This window comes from Cyclobacterium xiamenense (assembly GCF_009467825.1).
GTDB lineage: Bacteria > Bacteroidota > Bacteroidia > Cytophagales > Cyclobacteriaceae > Cyclobacterium > Cyclobacterium xiamenense.
The window spans coordinates 1-16941 of sequence record NZ_WIOK01000036.1; the positions used below are offsets into that span (position 1 = coordinate 1).

Annotated in this window: 11 protein-coding genes; 3 read left to right on the plus strand and 8 right to left on the minus strand. The window is 51.2% G+C overall.

All coding sequences use genetic code 11. The features are described from left to right. Positions 1-186: 186 nt before the first annotated feature. Both GCU44_RS19890 and GCU44_RS23315 read right to left on the minus strand, forming a co-directional pair. Positions 187-492, minus strand: coding sequence for a type II toxin-antitoxin system RelE/ParE family toxin (locus GCU44_RS19890; RefSeq protein WP_154858999.1), 306 nt, complete (start codon positions 490-492; stop codon positions 187-189). Further along, positions 489-935 (minus strand): hypothetical protein, encoded by a 447-nt coding sequence (locus GCU44_RS23315; protein ID WP_241685041.1) that lies wholly within the window; start codon positions 933-935, stop codon positions 489-491. Before GCU44_RS23315 ends, GCU44_RS19890 begins: the two co-directional genes overlap by 4 nt. Positions 936-1105: 170 nt before the next feature. Between GCU44_RS23315 and GCU44_RS19905 the strand changes: the two genes are divergently transcribed. After that, complete coding sequence (locus GCU44_RS19905; RefSeq protein ID WP_154859001.1) at positions 1106-4390, plus strand: amidohydrolase family protein; 3285 nt, start codon at positions 1106-1108, stop codon at positions 4388-4390. Here GCU44_RS19905 and GCU44_RS19910 read toward each other — a convergent pair. The 3 genes from GCU44_RS19910 to GCU44_RS19920 form a co-directional block, all read right to left on the minus strand. After that, positions 4387-5139 carry an AAC(3) family N-acetyltransferase gene (locus GCU44_RS19910; protein WP_154859003.1) on the minus strand — a complete coding sequence of 251 codons (753 nt, stop codon included), beginning with the start codon at positions 5137-5139 and terminating at the stop codon, positions 4387-4389. The genes GCU44_RS19905 and GCU44_RS19910 overlap by 4 nt on opposite strands. Before the next feature lie 422 nt (positions 5140-5561). Next, positions 5562-6425, minus strand: coding sequence for a phosphoenolpyruvate hydrolase family protein (locus GCU44_RS19915; protein WP_154859005.1), 864 nt, complete (start codon positions 6423-6425; stop codon positions 5562-5564). A gap of 51 nt (positions 6426-6476) precedes the next feature. Next, positions 6477-7754, minus strand: a complete 1278-nt coding sequence (locus tag GCU44_RS19920) for a Tm-1-like ATP-binding domain-containing protein (protein WP_154859007.1) — start codon at positions 7752-7754, stop codon at positions 6477-6479. A gap of 183 nt (positions 7755-7937) precedes the next feature. Here GCU44_RS19920 and GCU44_RS19925 point away from each other — a divergent pair, with 183 nt between their 5' ends. Next, positions 7938-10613: a phosphoenolpyruvate carboxylase gene (locus tag GCU44_RS19925; RefSeq protein WP_154859009.1), complete on the plus strand. Its 2676-nt coding sequence runs from the start codon at positions 7938-7940 to the stop codon at positions 10611-10613. A 29-nt stretch (positions 10614-10642) separates the two neighbouring features. Here the strand turns inward: GCU44_RS19925 and GCU44_RS19930 are convergent, their stop codons facing one another. After that, positions 10643-11875: an alginate lyase family protein gene (locus GCU44_RS19930; RefSeq protein ID WP_154859011.1), complete on the minus strand. Its 1233-nt coding sequence runs from the start codon at positions 11873-11875 to the stop codon at positions 10643-10645. 173 nt (positions 11876-12048) lie between these two features. Here GCU44_RS19930 and GCU44_RS19935 point away from each other — a divergent pair, with 173 nt between their 5' ends. Further along, complete coding sequence (locus GCU44_RS19935; protein WP_154859013.1) at positions 12049-12270, plus strand: hypothetical protein; 222 nt, start codon at positions 12049-12051, stop codon at positions 12268-12270. Between the two features lie 74 nt (positions 12271-12344). Here the strand turns inward: GCU44_RS19935 and GCU44_RS19940 are convergent, their stop codons facing one another. Next, positions 12345-14648 carry a discoidin domain-containing protein gene (locus GCU44_RS19940; RefSeq protein ID WP_154859015.1) on the minus strand — a complete coding sequence of 768 codons (2304 nt, stop codon included), beginning with the start codon at positions 14646-14648 and terminating at the stop codon, positions 12345-12347. Between the two features lie 11 nt (positions 14649-14659). Next, the gene (locus GCU44_RS19945; RefSeq protein WP_154859017.1) at positions 14660-16939 is read right to left on the minus strand and encodes an FAD-dependent oxidoreductase; all 2280 of its coding nucleotides are present in this window, start codon (positions 16937-16939) and stop codon (positions 14660-14662) included. Between the last annotated feature and the right edge of the window lie 2 nt (positions 16940-16941).

A 16941-nucleotide genomic window follows, 5' to 3' on the forward strand; every position in this document is an offset into this window, starting at 1 on the left:
AACTGGATCTGAAGACAGAGTCCTAAAAAAATAGTGAATTTTCCCTTCGGGGGGCTAGCCCCCCGAAGGGAAGCCAGACAGAGTTGAGCTAACACTCCCAGCGTATTTTGCTGACGACTGATGACGAATACCGCCTAATCTGATAAGTCTGTCGTTGGTTCACTCCTCATTTTTGTGGGAGGTTGGTTATCCTTTCATTTTTTCCGGGGACTGTCGGGTATCAAAAAAATCCGTTATAAATATCAGGCCGTCTTCTATAAGGTAAATGATCTTAAAATAGCCTTCCACCAACCTTCTGTGCCCTTTTCCCAAATGCATCAGATATTCCTCATATTGGCCCATGTGGGGATTGATGATCAGACCATCTGCCCTGTCCAGTAATTGTTTTCTAATCTCTAATGCTTTTTCTAATGGAACCTTTTGGACCTTCAGCAAAAACTTTAGGGATTCCTCTAGGCTTTCCAGGGATTGGTCTGTATAAACTACCCTCATAGACCCAACCTGTCGTCCAACTTCTTCTCTAACTCTTCCCTTGTATATACGCTACCTGTCCGGATATCTTCTTCGGCTTTTAATGCCCTGGAGGTCAGTCTCTCTTTAAGGACCGGATCTAAACTGGACTTTATAAGTAAGGTTTTAATCGCCTCCAACACATGAAGGTCATTTTCCTTTTCGATCAGCGTTCTTAATTCCTGTTTTATGTCTATTGCTCCCATAATAATTACTCCTTCCTTTACCTTCTCCCACGAAGTAAACTTCATATCCCCGGTTTCATACTTTCCAAGCCTGCTATCCAGCTCCTTATTTTTTCCTGCACTTAATTCAAAAGAACTTTCCTGCGCTTCCTTTAGACCTTGAAGTTCTTTAAGAACGGATATGTCCTGAAGCTCGGTAAGCCAGTGGATAAGATCGATTTTAATAGATTTCTTGTCCATACCTATCATGATTTTACCCAGTAAAGTTAACGATTTATTTATGGATTTGATTCACCCCGGCAGACGGTGTTGCCGCACCGCCCTTTTCCGTTCCTCCAAGTTCTCCAAAAAAATCGCAGACTAGCAATTTCTCCTTATCTTTACCCTGCAAATCACTAATCCGGAATTTCATGCGTAGTATACTTATCAAGACAACTTTTATACTCCTATTCATCACCTTTCCTATCCTGGCCCAGGAAGAAACCGACTGGGAGGTAGCCGCACCCGAAGGAGATTGGGAATTTGAAAACGTAACCTTTACTACCGACGAAGGCACCTGGATGAACCTGGATGTCAGCCCTGACGGGAATACCATTGTTTTCGACCTGTTGGGAGATATCTACTCCATGCCGATCTCCGGAGGAACCGCAACTGTCCTGAGATCCGGCTTGCCTTTTGAGGTTCAGCCACGTTTTAGCCCGGACGGGAAATGGATTTCCTTCACATCTGATGCCGGAGGAGGGGACAACGTCTGGGTGATGAGGCCCGATGGCAGCGATGCCCGTCAGGTTACCAAAGAGTCCTTCCGCCTGCTCAATAATGCGGTGTGGATGCCGGATGGCAACTACCTGGTGGCCCGAAAACACTTTACCTCCGGCCGATCGCTGGGTGCCGGAGAAATGTGGCAGTACCATATTTCCGGCGGAGAAGGATTGCAGCTTACCCAACGGAAAAACGATCAACAGGACGTCAACGAACCCAGCGTATCCCCCGATGGCAGGTACCTGTATTTCAGTGAAGACATGGCTCCTGGGGGCCGCTTTGCATACAACCGGGATCCCAATGGACAAATCTATGTCATCAAACGCTACGACTTTGAAACGGGCGAAACGGAAATCCTCACCGGAGGACCCGGAGGTGCGGCACGGCCTCAGGTTTCTCCGGATGGAAAAAAACTGGCCTTTGTAAAACGAGTCCGAACCAAATCGGTGCTCTACATCCACGACCTGGAAACGGGCGAAGAATGGCCGGTCTATGAGGAACTAAACAAAGATCAACAAACCGCCTGGGCTATTTTTGGGGTATACCCCGGATTTGCCTGGATGCCCGACAACCGGCAGATTCTGATTTGGGCCAAGGGGAAAATCCAGAAAATCGATACCGAAAACCTGGACCAAAGCAGCATCCCTTTTACGGTAGAAGTGGCTATTCCCGTAGCCGAACGGGTTCATTTCAGCCATTCCATCGCAAGAGAGACCTTCACCCCCCGCATGATCCGGGATGCAGTCACTTCGCCAGATGGCCGGCAACTCGTATTCCGGGCATTGGGCTATCTCTGGATCAAAGACTTGCCAAATGGAAAACCGAAAAGAATTACGGAGGGTACGGACTTTGAGGCGGAACCTGCCTTTTCTCCGACTGGGGACAGACTCCTTTTTGTAACCTGGAATGACCTGAACAAAGGATCCATTAAAGAAGTGAATTTGAGCAATAATCGGATAACCACCCTCAGCCAGGAAAAAGGAATCTACAGAAATCCCTCCTATTCTCCGGATGGGTCCCAAATTCTTTACCGGAAGGAACCGGGTAACCCGGATCAGGGCCGTACCTTTACCAAAAACCCCGGCATCTACCTGATGGATCGGCAATCCCGGGAGCCCAAAAAGCTGGTAGAAAATGGCGATTTCCCGGTATTTACCAAAGAAGGCAAACGGGTGTTTTTTCAGACCGGCGGAAAGTTCTTCGGAAACCTGACCAAAAGCCTGAAGTCAGTAGACCTAAACGGACAGGACGAACGCACGCACATTGAATCCAAATACGCCAACCGCCTGGTGCCCAGCCCGGACAACCAATGGGTAGCCTTTATCCACTTGCACAAAGCCTACCTGGCACCGCTTGTACTGAATGGCCAACCGGTCAATCTGGATGATAAAACCAAATCCCTGCCGGTGGCCCAACTATCCGAAGATGCGGGCCTGAACCTGCACTGGTCTCCAGACAGTGAGACCATTTTTTGGACGCTGGGGGATGCCTATCACAGCACGCGACTGGACGAAAACTTTGATTTTCTGGGCCAATCAGGTCCGGAAGGGGAAAAAACCGAAACTGAACCGATAAAAATTGGATTGGAGGCTGCGGTCGATCGGCCGGAAGGCATCATTGCCTTTACCGGTGCCACCCTGATCACCATGGAAGGAGATGAAGTAATCGAAAACGGCACGGTCATCGTCGAAGGTTCCACCATCAAGGCAGTAGGTGCCTCTGCTGCCGTTTCCATCCCCGATGGAGCAGTTCTGTACGATATGGCCGGAAAAACCATTATGCCGGGCATCGTGGATGCCCACGCCCATATCGGCGCTTTTCGGGATGGGCTCACCGTGCAGCAAAACTGGCAATTGTACGCTAACCTGGCCTATGGCGTGACCACCGCCCACGACCCATCGGCCAATACCGAAACGGTCTTTACCCTTTCCGAAATGGTGCAAAGCGGTGCGCTGGTAGGGCCCCGGATTTTCAGCACGGGTTTTATCCTCTATGGCGCGGATGGCGATTTCAAAGCAGTCATCAACAAGCTGGAAGATGCACGGTTTTCGGTACGCCGCACAAAGGCTTTCGGTGCCACGGCCGTAAAATCCTATAACCAGCCCCGAAGGGATCAGCGACAGCAGGTATTGCAGGCTGCCCGGGAATTGGGGGTAAATGTGGTACCCGAGGGTGGATCCACCTTTTTCCACAACCTTTCCATGATTCAGGACGGGCACACCGGCATCGAACACAACATCCCCATCGCACCGGTGTACAAAGACGTGTTGGAGCTCTGGGGCCAAACGGAGGTGGGCTACACCCCCACGCTGATTGTCAACTATGGCGGCATCAACGCAGAGTATTACTGGTACCAGAAAACAAACGTTTGGGAAAACGAAAAATTACTTCGTTTCAGTCCCCGGGGAATGATCGATGCGCGGTCCCGCCACCGAACCATGGTACCGGAGGAAACCTATGAAAACAGCCATATCCTCACTTCCCGACAGGTCACCGATCTGGCGAATAAAGGCGTCACCGTTAATCTGGGTGGCCACGGACAACTGCAAGGCCTGGGTGCTCATTGGGAATTGTGGAGCCTGGCGCAAGGCGGCATGTCCAACCACGAGGCGCTGAAAGCAGCCACCATCAACGGCGCCCGGTATATCGGTATGGATGCGGACCTGGGATCACTCAAGCCCGGTAAACTGGCCGATTTGATCGTTCTGGAAAAAAATCCGCTAGCGGATATCCGCCACTCGGAAAGCATCACCCATACCATGATCAACGGACGTTTGTATGAAACGGAAAACATGAACGAGATCGGCCACCGTAACCGGGAGCGGCCTCCCTTCTACTGGGAAAATCGCCTGTTTCAGGAAGCCTTTCCCTGGCACGAGAGCATCCAAACCTACATGCACAGCGGCTGCGGCTGCGGTGTTGGCAGGCACTAAGACTCCTTTCGGTCTACAAAAAAATAGGGATCCTTCGTTAATTGGAGGGTCCCTTTTTCCCAAAGGCTCCGGGCATCCATCCGTACCGATGCTGCCTGCAACACCTTGCCTTTTTGGCAGGAATCCGATCCCAACAGCCCTTCCACCCGCTCGTAGCGCTGTTCAAAGCCAGCAAAATCATGCCTAAAATACGATTTCGACATTTTCCTCCCTGTCTGATCTACTAATGTATAATTAACCCTGGCACCCAATAGATAAGGTGGCTTGATCTCTTCTTCCACGGCATGCATGGAGGTATTGGGCCGGGTCCCACAACCCAGGAACAGAATCTTTCCATGCACTTCAGGAAGCTTGGCAAAAGGAGAATGCGGACCACAAGGTGTATCGTCCAGTAAATGTTCTGAGAGAAAATAATCGCTCAATTCTCCTATAGCACATACCGAATGCGTGGGATGCATGCTTCGTTGCACGCCTGGAAAGGTGCGGAAAAACTCCGGCAAGCCACCGACGCATACGGGTGTTTTCGACAGATCAAAAATGGGATTCTCCGGAGTGACCGTTTGATAGGATAATGCAGGCATCAATAAGGTTCCACTGGGTCCCAGGAGATCCAGAAGGGCATTAACGACGATTTTGGCCCTGTCGGGAAACTTTCCTAAGGAATTCAACGAGGCATGAACCAGCACATGATCCCCCTCGCCTATCCCAAGCCGGCTCAGGTCTTTATGAATCCGCTGTTTCCAATTCATGTTTTTCTGATTTTTTCTTAATGGTGATAACTTGTGCTGCTTCGAAGGTCGGGGTAGGCAGTTCCGATCCTGAACAGGAAACACCTACCGATTACGGATCTTAACACCCCCTGTCTCCCCCTCCTGTTTTCAGGAGGGGGAGACAGGGGGTGATTTGATGCCATTCTTTAACTTTTTAATATATTGATTTTTAAATAGTTAAAAATCAACACCATCATCCCGATTTCTGCGTTTTTTTAAATATTAGGCTACCATTGACATGTGAAAGGTACCTATTTCACGCGGCGAGCGCTGCGGATTCGCTGCGATCGCTGCGTGAAATCAGATGTCTTTTCATTTATTTTAAAACACCATACGTTGCTTGAGTTATCCCTGTCCTACTCAGACAGATCCAATTTTTTGCCACTGAAAAATCAGTAGGTCTATTTTTTTAATCTTAATTGCTTAAAAGAACGCGTAAGATCCAGCAGTGATTGTTCCACGCCCATTCGTTCCAGGGAAGAGGCACCCACAAAACCGTGCACCTCCGTGGCATCCAGCACCTGCCGCACGTCCTCCGGGGTATTGATCGGGCCGCCATGGGTTAGGAAAAAAAGGTCGGAATTAATGGATTGGCAGGCATCCATTATTTCACGGGTTTTGTCAATCGCCTCCTCCATGGTACAGGAAGCACCGGTAACCCCCACGGAGCCCCCGACGGTGGTCCCTACATGCGCAATAATGGCATCCGCACCGGCTTCCGCCATTTTGATTGCCTCCCCGGGTTTGGCCACATACACAATGGAAAACAGGTCCATTTTGTCTGCTATACGCACCATTTCGACCTCTTTGTCAAAGCTCATTCCGGTCTCTTCCAATATCTGACGGAAATTTCCATCTACGATGCAGTGGGTGGGGAAATTATTAATTCCCGAAAAGCCCATGTCTTTCACTTTGAGTAAGTGATGCCAGATCCTTCGTCGGGGATCCGATCCGTGAACGCCACAAATCACGGGCACTTCTTCCACTACCGGCAAGACCTCAAACTCACCGATTTCCATGGCTACCGCATTGGCATCTCCATAGGCCATCAGGCCAGCTGTGGAACCATGCCCGGACATGCGAAATCTCCCCGAGTTGTAAATGATAATCAGGTCTGCCCCGCCTTTTTCTATGAATTTGGCACTAATACCTGTCCCTGCACCGGCAGCGATTATAGCCTTGTTATCAGCGATTGTTTTCTTTAACCGTTCCCTGACTTCCTGCCGGGTGTACGGGTTTCCTTTTCCTGTCCACGGATTGGGCATAACGTTTTATTTCGTGTTAAGCCTGCAAGATATTTTAAAACCGGCAGCTAATCAACTTTCCGTAGAAAACCGCCCGGCGCTGCCTGACCCACCGCTTTGCTTTTTTTCCAACAGATCCAGCAGCAGGTCCACCGCGACGCCGGCAAATCCCATATCGTTGATATGGGCTTCCAGCGACATTTGTTCGATTCCAGGGTCCAGATAGGTCTCCCATGCACGCTTCAGTGCTGCGGTGCACTTTTGATCATAAAAATGATTCCCAGGCGCATCCAGCTGCGAAAAGCCCCGCAGGGGTAACAGTACCCGGATACTTTCTTTTGCCCGGCTTTGGTTAAGCTTTTCTGCGATCTGCCGTCCCAGCTCAAAATTTTCCTGCTCATTGGTACGCATCAGGGTCACATCGGGCGCCCATTGGTAGAAAAGCCGATTGACGTAGGCTTCCGGTACAGCGTCGGGCGTACCGAAGTTGACCATATCCAGGCAACCGGGAGCCAGCAAGCAGGGAATCCCTCCTTCGATCGCGGCCGTCAATCGATCCGGCCCGGCGCTCAGGATTCCGCCGCATAGCTCATCCGCCAGTTCGGTGGTCGTCAAATCCATTACGGCATCGAATACGCCCTCGCGTATCAATGCTTCCATGGCCTTCCCTCCAACGCCATTGGCGTGGAAGGCCATTACTTCGTACCCCTTTTGCTCTAGCAAGCGGGTGCAGGCGTTTACGCAATCGGTGGTGTTGCCAAACATGCTAATAGCCACCACCCCCTTTACGCCGTTGGATTTCTGTTCCGGAACCTTCGCCATGGCAACAATAGCCGCGGCTGCCTGATCGATGAGTGGCCGGATGATGGCATTGAGTCCCGCCACATCCACCACCGAAGGAATCAAAACGATGTCCTTGACGCCTACTAGATGCGATACATCCCGGGTAGCCAGGGTAGATAGACAGACCTTGGGAAACCCCAGCGGCAGCACCTGCATGGCTTTTAGCAGGAGATACGTGCCTCCGCCCCCTCCCATACCTATGACTCCGCTGATTTTTCCTTCCTCATAGAGGGCCCGAAGCAATTTTGCAGCACCCGCTGCCATCCGCTCCAGGGCGTGAGCCCGATTATTTTTTTTTCGCAGCGCTTCGATGGAGGTTCCAGCCAGGGAAGCCAGGTAGTCCGCTTCCACGTCTACAGAGATTCGGTCGGTGCTGCCAAAAATTCCGGCATTGATGCCGATCACCTGGGCTCCGCTGACCAATAGCTGCTCGCGTAATCGCGCAAAGACTTCTGCCTTGGTATCGAAACAACCTAACATCGCGATGGTAGGAGACGGTAGTTCCATTGGTTGATTGCTTGTGTCAGGCGTGAATGTACGGATAAAACCAAGCTTCTGAAAAACATTTCGGGAAACCGGAAGCATCCAGCCCTTCTTTTTTTACGATAGCCCCCTTCCCGGAAACTTTCATTCCATTGCCTTATCTCGTATATTTAACCATCATTGAAAACCCTACAAATTGAAAAAGGCATGACCACAAGCGACCTTCTTTTTAAAAAAACCAGAAAAGACCTGGAGTTTCTAACGAGCTGTTTTCAAAAAGTACTGCACCAGCTGGGAGAGCACGAACTGGAAAAAATCCTCGCCCAAAAATCCAATCCGGTGGACATTGATTGGGAAGCGGGCGAATTGGAGGAAAAGCACATTCAGGTGCTGAGTATCTACCTGCAACTAATGAACCTGGTGGAAGAAAATGCGGCGGTACAGGGAAGAAGAAAGCTGCTTAATGAAAAGGGATTGGCAGCCATTCGCGGTTCCTGGGGCGAAACCTTCAGTCGATGGAAGGCCCAGGGATTGACCGAGGCTGAGATGATGGACTGCATCAAGCATACCCAGGTCTATCCCGTTTTGACTGCCCACCCAACGGAGGCCAAACGAAAATCCATTCTAGACCTACACCGGGAGATTTATCTAAACCTTGTCAAGCTGGAAAACAACGCTTATTCTCACTTGGAGAGGCAGGCTCTGGAAAGGGAAATAATTGGACTGCTCGAACGGTGGTGGCGCTCGGGCGAAGTGTACCTGGAAAAGCCCACGCTGGAAATGGAACGCAACAACGTGCTGCACTATTTTTCCAGGGTATTTCCCAAAGCCCTGCAGCATGCGGACCAGCAACTGATCGAAAGTTGGATTGCCATGGGCTTTGACGCCGATAAATTCAGCGACACGAGCGACTTCCCCGATTTTCAATTGGGCAGCTGGGTAGGTGGTGACCGGGACGGCCATCCCTATGTAACGGCCGACTTTACCCGAGACACCTTGCTGGAGCACCGGCGTATGGCCCTGATACTGATCAAAGAAAAGCTTCAAATCCTGGGGGCCCAGATGAGTTTTTCCGAAATCCGTAATCCTGTTCCCACTGGTTTTCGCGAAAAAATCCGGGAAAAAGCCGAGTATATCGGCGCAGACAGCGAACTCGCTTTGCAACGAAATCCCCGGGAACCCTGGCGGCAATTCATCAACCTGATGCTGGTACAGGTGGACAACACCCTGGAGAAACGCAAGCAACCCGTCTACTCTCGCTCCGCTGAATTGATGGAGGACTTGAAAGTAATCCGTCAAAGTCTGCATGAAATCGATGCCTGGAGCATGGTGCGGCAGTTCTTGCTGCCTGTTGAAAGGCATATCGCCTGTTTTGGCTTTCACCTGGCTCGGCTGGACATCCGGCAAAACAGTGCTTTTCACGAGAAGGCCATGGACCAAATTCTGGCCGAAACGTTCCGCGAGTCAACCCCCTACTCCTCCTGGTCCGAAAAAGAACGCGTACGCTTTATTACCGAAGAACTTAGAAGTAACCGTCCCTTTGCCTTTTCCGGGAAATCCTTTGGCCCGGAAGCGGATAAAGTACTGGGCTGTTTTCAATGCGTCAAAACGCACATCGACCGTTATGGGGACGAAGGCATTGGATCCTTTATTATCAGCATGACACGAAGTCTAAGCGACCTGCTGGTGGTGTATCTCTTTTTGCGGGAAGCGGGATTGGATCGAAACCGCTACCAAGTGGTACCACTGTTTGAAACCATCGATGACCTGCAGCGCGCCGACCATATACTTCAGGCTTTCCTAGCGCACGAAGCCTACCCGGATCGTTTCTCCTTTCAGGAAGTAATGCTGGGCTATAGCGACAGCAATAAGGACGGGGGAATCACCGCTAGCCGCTGGAATATTTACCAGGCAGAGCAAAAACTCACCAACCTGGCTAGTCCCCTCGGCAAGCGCCTGCGCTTTTTTCATGGCATAGGTGGAACCATTAGCCGGGGTGGCGGAAAGTACCACCGCTTCCTGGAAAGCATGCCGAATGGCAGCCTGCAAGGATCCATTAAAATCACCATACAGGGTGAAACCATTTCCCAGCAGTTTGCCAACTTATTGACGGCAGGGTACAACCTGGAAATGCTTTTCTCTGGAACCGCACTTCAGACGGCTCAATCCCTATTCACCGGAGAGAAACCCCGGTTTCCTACAGAGGCATTGCAGCACCTTTCCGAATTTGCGCAGGATCACTACCAGGAATTGATCCGGCACCCGGATTTTCTAGAGTTTTATGGAGAGGCCACCCCGATCGACGTGCTGGAACTCAGCAAAATCGGCTCAAGACCGGCACGAAGAACGGGGAAACGATCCCTGGAAGACCTTCGAGCGATCCCATGGGTATTCAGCTGGAGCCAGTCCCGGTTCAACCTGACCGGCTGGTACGGCATCGGAACGGCCTTCAAAAGGATTCGGGATACCCAACCCGACCATTACCGGGCCTTGCAGGACCATGCTCAATCCTGGCCGCTCCTCCGCTATATCCTGATACAGGTAGAAACCAACCTGCTGAATGCCGACCAGGAAATCATGAATCAGTACGCCGGACTGGTCTCCAACCGGGATACCGGCATCATCTTTACAAAATGGATCACGGACGAACACAGACGTAGCCTGGAAGAGATCGGCGAACTGCTGGGAAAAGAACGAGATATCCGAAGAATGGGTTTGCTCGACAGCATCAACCGAAGAAAAAATGCCCTTCATGGACTGCACCAGCTACAGCTAAAAAACCTGAAACTTTGGCGCGCATCCAAAGAACCGGATTCGCCACTGGTAACGCGACTGCTGAAGATCACCACGGCGCTGGCCAGCGGGTTAAAGAATACGGGTTGAGGTACAGCGAAAGCATCCAACGGTCCAAACTACTCCCGTAAGTCCCGGTAATCCAGCAGATCCCAGTAGCGAAATCCATTACCCGCTACGGCAATTTGCTCGGACAAATGCTTGTACGGTTTGTGTTGGTATACGCGGGCAGCGATAGCCAGGGGTTCTGCCAGGCGCTTGTTCCGTTTTTCCTGAATCTGATTGTGAGGCCATGTGTTTTTTTCGCTCAGGTACGGAAGCATAAAGTCGATCGCTTTCCGGATGCTTCCGCCCTTCGGGTTTTCATAGGTCCAAAGATCCCGACCGGACTGAGCAGCTGCTTGAACATAGCTCATAATTCCCAGGAGATTCATGGCACTGTAATCCCAGGACCGGGTTCGGTCCAGTTCTTTTGGCTGCGATCCATCTCCCTCGATCATTTCATCCAGGATTAAGGGAAGCCCCACCCTTACCAAGCTATCGGCACGTTCATGCTGATCTACATAAAGTGCCAGCGGGATCGTCTGAGCAAAATACCAGGTGGTATGGTTGTTTCCATGTATGGCCTCGTCCCTTCCATGCGCGCTATTGACCAGCCAATCCAGGTAGTGACTGATCCATTCGTGCATGCCTTGTTCTACCGCGGCATCCCAATGCTCGGAACGGGAAAGAATGTACAAGATATCCGGCAATTCCGCAAAGGAGCGGGTATCGATGATGCCGATACCCCTTCCCTCTGTCCTGCCCGGGATTCGCTGGGCGTAGTTGAGATTGGGATTCATTTTCGTTTCCGGATGTATGAACCAGGCCCGGATCAGGTCGATCGCATGGGCGGCGTACCTTTCGTTTTCCGAAAAAAAATGGGCCTGGCTGAGGACCCGCAAGGCAGTCATTAACTTACCCAACTCTTCCTTATCCCGGTAATCGTAGTACTCGGGATTTATTTCCCCATCCCGGCGAATATAGGGTAGTCCATCCTCCTTTTCCGGGTCCGGCCACCAGTAGGGACCCATGCTGGTATAATCGTGGATGTCCCCGCTGGGAGGCAACTGCTTTTTGTGTGTTACTGAAAAAGGGCCTTCCTCAAGCTTCTCATCGGCCTCCCTTAGAAGTGCCTGCATGGCTGGAAGAAGGGGTTGCTGAGCCCCGAAGGCAATGCGCGCTTTGGCCTTCTCCATGAGTTCCCCATCCAATAGAATAAACTCCCTACCGGCTGTTTTATCGACCTGCGGAAAGACCAAAAATGGAATACTTCCCAAAAAGAAAATACTGCTATAAATAAATTTTTTCATGTGACCTTGGGTTTTGCTGGGATCATGGATCCGGTTCTAGTCAGAAAAATACAATTTTACCGGAACCTCACCAAAAACGGAAACCAGCAAAACGCGAATTTAAATCGGTAAACACCTATTTCAGGTCAAGGCTACCTTCGCGAATACGCTTCCAGGCGACGATATCCCCGTACGTGCAAAGTCTGGTGGGTACGTATTTTTTCGGTACAGAAGTAACGATCAGGAACATCAACGCATCCGGAGGCATGATCCCCTATTCCCCCACGGTACTTTCCTCACAGACCGCAGACGTGTTTTTCCGCAGTTTTTTGATGCTGCCCGGAGATACGATCGCTGCCACCCGGCATAACGGTAGCGACCGTACTCGGGAAACCACTCGTTTATTTGGTTTTTGACCTGCACCTTTTTATCGATTAGATTTTCGAAAAACCTTTTTGAAGGAAAACACGTGAGTACCCCTCCCACTAGATTACTTTACCGGGATCCAAACACTTTTTTCGAAAAACCCGTGCCCATAACTAACTTTTACCTGCGAATGGTCCCCTATGGGAAGCACCTGCCCTCCGGACCTAAGCTCGGATTGGTTTTTTTCCACGATCCCTTCCAGTACCAGGGAAAAGGGGGATGTTTCCTGCAAGGTAACCGCCATGCTCTCTCCAGACGGTAGGGCCAGCTGTACCGCAACCGGTTCCTTTTGATCGGGATAGAAATTGAGCGGGGCCTCCAAATGAATCAGTAGATCACCAGATTCGTTTTGGCTATGGGTTAGGTGGGTATAGTAATTGGCCAGATAGGCCATACTCGTGTTGAAAGCCGTATTGAACTGAACCCAGCCTTCTGTCCAACCCAGGTCACCCGCTTCGGGCTGATTGGGGTAATGGAAATTCTTCGGGGAACCGTCAAAGACAAAGGGAAGTTCATCCAACAGCCCGATCCCTCCTTTGTGCCGACTGTACCAGCCCAGGTCCACGCCCTCTACTTCCTCGGGTCCCTTGAAGGAGAAATGCCTGCCTGTAGGATTTCTGCCAAAGGCATTCTCAACATGCGCCCAGGCAATTTCTTCGAGCCGGGGGGCCAGTTTGTGGTCCTTTCCTAAAATGGTATTGGCCGCAAAGATGGCCGCCGGGAAGCCCAGAATATTGCCCGTTTCGTTCCACCCCGGCGGGGTCCATTCGTCTTCCGCATATTTCCGAAAATCCCATAGGTTGTCGGATCGTTGCACCATCCATGCTGCCCATTCTTCCACCTTCGCTTTCAAACCCGGTGGATGCCGGTCCGGGTATTGCTGCGCAAAAAAGGCAAAGGCCCGCATGGTGAGATGCTCAGACATCCGCTGCCCCTTGGTCGTCATCGGGTCCTCCCAATCCAAATGGGCGATCATCCACTCCAATTGACGGTAAGCAGCATCAAAATAGGTTTCTGCCTGGGGATCTCCCTCCCTCTTTCCAACTTCGTACATCATCAAATTTGGTATCACGGAAAAGCCCGGAGGCATTTCCCCTTTGGTACTGCCCAACTGGGTTTTGCGTGCGAGCAAGTCGTGTTCGGGACTTAGGTCGTATCGGGAAGTGGCGTGAGGAGATACGCTTGCCTTCGTCCATACCGACCGGGCATAGGCATACACCCGGTCGAAGTTTTGGCGGGGAAGCCAGCGCGACAGAAATGGCCAGGCATAAAGGAAATGGGCAAGTTCGGCTTTTTGCATCTCGTGGTCCAACTGCTGGGATACCTTCACATCGGCATCCCAATGAATCAATTGCACGATATCCGGTGTGCCTTCCGAAAAGGGCTCCAATGCTCCCCACAGTCCCCGGTAATCTTCCGGAAACGAGTCATTGGCCCGGTAGGTGCCGGTTACCTCCATGCGCTCAAAGGCGGCTGGATTGGCCGCGTACAAGGCGACCAAGCTTTGCATGGACCAGTTGAAAAAATCTCCGTCCCGCCAGGCAAAAGACAGGATCCTTTTTTCGGATACGTTTCCCACGTAATGCCTCGCCCCCATCATGAAATCCAACATGCCCCGGTAACTCACCCGCTCCAGCCAGTAGGGCCCGATCCGAAATGGGAAAGATCTCTTATCCCCAGAGGCGACCAAAAATTCCTGATTTGACTCCGGGTTAAAGTCGGAAAAATCACCTTTTTCTCCGGCGATCCTGCCAGAAAAAACTTCCCGGCCACTCCCTTTTTCCAAAATCACAAAAGAGGTACCATCTGCCATACCCGCAGCGGTAAAGCGCTTTGGACGGTGAAGGTTGTACCCACTTTGATTTACCAGCAGGGGCATAACTTCTCCTGCACCCTCGTCCACGTATTGCTGCCCCCACAGCGCCAGTTCGGCAATGCGGAGAGACCGACTTTCCGTCGCAATGAGGCGCACCCGGTCGGTCAGCAATTCTTTCTCAAAAGCAATCGAGACCTCTTCCGCCTCATTACCGGTGGTTTGGTGAAAGGTCCGCCATTCCCCATTTAGCAAATACTGGAAATCGAAGCCTTCGGCAGGCTTCCCATCTGGATAAAAGTTGAGTTTAAAACCCGTGATCTCCGTCGCGCCTGGCAGCCGAATCGCGATCCAGGGACGTTCACCTGCGCCACTTTCCCAATACGTCTGCGCATCGTTGTCCAGTGCCAGCGTAGCGGCGTGGTTTGGTGTTTCCGAACTGCTGGAAACCCGCCCGCTGAGGGATAGATTTCGCTGCGCCTGTACGGGATGTATACATGCCGCCAAACAAAGTAGCAGCCCAAAGACAAAAAGGAATAAATGGGATGTTTTCATTTTTTAGGTAGTTAATAACACACGATGCCAAACAACGCAGCCGGCGTGGTAGCAGAGGGATGTTCCAGCATGATTTTTAGGGATTGGGTGGTAACAGCCTCGTCGAAGCGAAGGGTAAAACAGGACTGATGGTTGTCGCGAACCTGGGTTAACCGATTCCCTTGGTGGTCCGAAATGGAAAAACGCTGCACACAAAAAGGAACCACGTGTTCGGGATGGCCCATTAGGGTAGACTCCAGCGCATGGTCGTAATCCGAATCAAAGAACAACTTTATTTCTCTGATTTCCTGTTCACTATCCCACCTTAATTCAACAGAAGGTTCAGTATCATCGAGGGCGGCAGCCCAGGCATTGCTCTGGCTACTTGGCCGAAAAATACCATTGCATAAATTTTCCGCGCTAAACATCTGCACGGAACGGTCCAGTTCAAATCCCAGATTGTGTCCATCGGGCCGACGTTCGGGCAGCCAAAAGTCAAAGGAATCCATCCCAATACCCTCCGGAGGCTCCTGCCGGCTGCTGGTAGCCACGGCTTTATTAAATTTCTGAAAAACACTCAAAAGACCCGTCAATCGCGTATTTGAAGTCTTGATTTGTACTAAATCATTCGCAGAAAAGGCAACAAAATAATATTCTGAATTTTTTATAGTACACTCAAAATCAATTAGTAATGTTGATTCACCAGAAGCAATTTCGAATTCCTTTTCCGCTAAAATAAGCTCTGGCGTAAAGTTTCCCTTCCGTTTGCTTCCCATTAACGAAACTCGGAGTTGGGCGGCTTCCGAGCTCTTCAGCCGTACACGAATGCCCGGCACCTCCCCCTCTGTAAGGGGAAGCAACTGTGCCATGGCAAACTCCAACGACTTCCAGGGCCCATTCATGGGAAGGCCCTGCAACCGATAGGTAGAAGAGGGTCGCAGCGTTGCCTGTCGGGCCAGTTCCGCCTCATCGGACAAGCGCAATCCGGGAATGTATTGCCCTGACCGAATCAGGCGGTTTTGCAAAATTTTCATCCGTGAAGGCGCAAGTAGATCGGCAGGAAGCAGCTTGCTTTCCCGGCACAAAACCGCAGCCATGGCAACAGCCTGTGCGTTGTGTGCACCGGTAGCCATCACACGGGTAGAACCAAAAGCCACGTGGCTACTGCTGACGATTCTTCCTGCAAGGAACAGGTTCTTCAGGTTTCGGCTGTACATGATCCGGTAAGGAATCTGGTACACTCCCTTGGTATGCCATTGGGTACAGCCTGGCAAGTCACCGTAGACCCCATCTGCCGGATGCAGGTCCAAAGCCCAGCCCCCAAAAGAAACCGCATCCTCAAATTGGCGCTGCTGGACCAGGTCTTTTTGCGACAACATGTAGTCGCCCTCAAAACGGCGGCTTTCCCGTTTTCCCGGGATGGTACCCACCCATTCGAGCGTATGGGTAGCCATCTCGGGAAACTCCCCGGAATTTTTGAGGTGATCCCAAATACCGTAGATTACGCGCCAAAGTTCCCATTTGATCGTTTCGGACTCATGAACGGTATCCTTCCTTCCTCCGTACTCCACCCACCATAGCCGGCAGCCATGGTCCTTGAGGTTAAAGGATTTAAAGCGGGGTAGTTTTTCGATTTCCCGATTGGCATACGAAGGAGGAACAAAGCGTACGGGCTTACCGGTATCCTTACTGTAGAAATACAGGCTGTGTCCCAGCAGTTCCCCGTAGGTATCATCCGGTGCAAATGGCTCGTCAAATTCATCCGCCGATTCGGCCCCAATCCGAAAGGCCGCTCCGGCCAAAAAAGCCATGGAGCCGTCGCCGGATGCATCCACAAACAGGGGAGCTTTCAACAGGTATTCCGTAGCGTTCTGGCTGCAAAAAGCCAATGCCGATTCGATGGTGTCCGGACTACTTTTTACCAGGTCGTACATGGCCGTATTCAATAGCAGTCGGATGCCGGGTTCGTTGCTTACCATTTCAATTAAAATGGTATCCAGAATCAGCGGATTGCCTTCCGGATTGCGGTATAAATTCTCCAGGAGAATCTCGTCGATAACCCCTCCTTCCCTGGCCCAACGGTTGTTATTACCCATATGAGAGGTTGCACCCAGGATCCAGAGTCGGATCTCAGACGATCCGTTCCCGCCCAGAACCGGTCGGTCCTGAACCAGCACGACCTGCAAGCCCTGCCTGGATGCCGTAATGGCACAGCAGGTACCGGCCATACCGCCTCCGATGATCACCAGGTCGGCCTGGCATTCCTCCCGTTTGAAACTTCTCTTTCTACTACTAAACGCTTCTTTTTTCATTG

Bases quoted from the DNA above. Each gene is read 5' to 3' on its own strand.
- GCU44_RS19945 (WP_154859017.1), bottom strand. From the start codon at position 16,939: ATGAAAAAAGAAGCGTTTAGTAGTAGAAAGAGAAGTTTCAAACGGGAG.
- GCU44_RS19905 (WP_154859001.1), top strand. From the start codon at position 1,106: ATGCGTAGTATACTTATCAAGACAACTTTTATACTCCTATTCATCACC.
- GCU44_RS19915 (WP_154859005.1), bottom strand. From the start codon at position 6,425: ATGCCCAATCCGTGGACAGGAAAAGGAAACCCGTACACCCGGCAGGAA.
- GCU44_RS23315 (WP_241685041.1), bottom strand. From the start codon at position 935: ATGGACAAGAAATCTATTAAAATCGATCTTATCCACTGGCTTACCGAG.
- GCU44_RS19910 (WP_154859003.1), bottom strand. From the start codon at position 5,139: ATGAATTGGAAACAGCGGATTCATAAAGACCTGAGCCGGCTTGGGATA.
- GCU44_RS19925 (WP_154859009.1), top strand. From the start codon at position 7,938: ATGACCACAAGCGACCTTCTTTTTAAAAAAACCAGAAAAGACCTGGAG.
- GCU44_RS19920 (WP_154859007.1), bottom strand. From the start codon at position 7,754: ATGGAACTACCGTCTCCTACCATCGCGATGTTAGGTTGTTTCGATACC.
- GCU44_RS19940 (WP_154859015.1), bottom strand. From the start codon at position 14,648: ATGAAAACATCCCATTTATTCCTTTTTGTCTTTGGGCTGCTACTTTGT.
- GCU44_RS19930 (WP_154859011.1), bottom strand. From the start codon at position 11,875: ATGAAAAAATTTATTTATAGCAGTATTTTCTTTTTGGGAAGTATTCCA.
- GCU44_RS19890 (WP_154858999.1), bottom strand. From the start codon at position 492: ATGAGGGTAGTTTATACAGACCAATCCCTGGAAAGCCTAGAGGAATCC.